Below are 1,356 nucleotides of genomic sequence, written 5' to 3' on the forward strand. Positions count from 1 at the left end.
CTTGTAATATCGTTCCAATTACTATTCCCTTTCATTTGAGGAAGACTTTCGCCAAATAATAAGTTCTTGGACCTTAAGATTTCCGGTCGCTTGAGGKGGCCAAGTTTTAAAATTGTAAACAAGATATTTTCAAGATCAAATTGGAAGAAAACAGATTAAGAGGCTTAATTATATAATACTCTGCTGCTGAGCGTACCTTCGGCCATTTGCGGGGCAAACTCTGCATCTAAAAATTTTTTACGAAAATAAATCTTTCCAACATCGCAAAAAAACCGCTGAGCTTGTGAGCCTACGGCGGTTTATTACTTTTTAGTTTCAAAATAGCATTCATTTGCAGGAGGTAAGAGTTATGCATCAAAACGACTTAGCTGTAAATATCTAACTAGGTGATACACGTGAAGCAAACAACATGACGGGTGAATGAATAGCACTTTTTCTTTCTGCTCACCCTTCTCATTCCATGTCACTATTTTTTGTTTCGGATCTGCGATGCCATTTGGCAGATAGGTAACACCCTCAATGCGATGCGCAGAAGGACGGATGAGCAGGTCATTGATTTTCCGCGCAACTATTTCTTGCATATGGTGTAAAATGTGTTCTCTTTGCGTTTCGTTGTCGAATGAATACAACAAACGATCTGGAAGCAACTCCGCCGAAAGTAACTCATCGTCAATGAAATACATTTCTTTCGTCTGCTGGATACAGTCGTAGAGGTGAGCGATACTGCGATTGTACCAATGGTTTTCTGTGATATGTATGGATTCCTCAATCATAGTGCCCTACCTTTCGTTGGAGAAACCATGCCAAGACCCATGGAATTACTTACTCCTACGCCGAAATCCTAAATTACCTTTTTCATGGCTAATTCGCAGTCCACCAAAAAATTATAACGATATGTGGTCAGCAGCTCGCATGATGCAGTTTATTCATTTCTGCGGTGCCAAAGTAATTAAACACAAATCCTTTTGAATTCACCTTCAGCCATACTCAGATTCTCTCTTATGAAATGATACTGTCATTTTCTTAAATACCCCTCATCGTCACTTCATCTTCATTTTTCTAACTACTAAAGCCAACTCTTCGACTGAGACTATTGGTTTCCTGTGAATCATACGGTGACAATTACTACACAACATGGCAATGTCCGTTACTTTTGTTTTGTCTCCATCTTTCATTTGAGAAACAAGTTTCGTATGATGGCCTTCAATATAGCCTTCGCCGCGTTCACCGTATATCTTCGTAAAATCAACCATACAAACTTCACAAAATAATCTGCCATGCTTTTTAATAAAACTTTCTTTTGCCTTCTTTATGACTACAGCATTACGCTCACGCATAATGTGACGACGATAAAAC

2 protein-coding genes are annotated in these 1,356 nt (G+C 38.9%); both read right to left on the reverse strand.

What is annotated here, in order from left to right; genetic code table 11:
* Nucleotides 1–347: 347 nt before the first annotated feature.
* The gene (locus AC1DVJ_RS30970) at nucleotides 348–773 is read right to left on the reverse strand and encodes a hypothetical protein (protein ID WP_477596769.1); all 426 of its coding nucleotides are present in this window, start codon (nucleotides 771–773) and stop codon (nucleotides 348–350) included.
* 267 nt (nucleotides 774–1,040) lie between these two features.
* Nucleotides 1,041–1,356 (reverse strand): HNH endonuclease (locus AC1DVJ_RS30975; protein ID WP_477596771.1); only part of this gene is annotated, 316 nt, incomplete at its 5' end.

It is taken from the genome of Paenibacillus sp. P4_A9 (assembly GCF_056402415.1).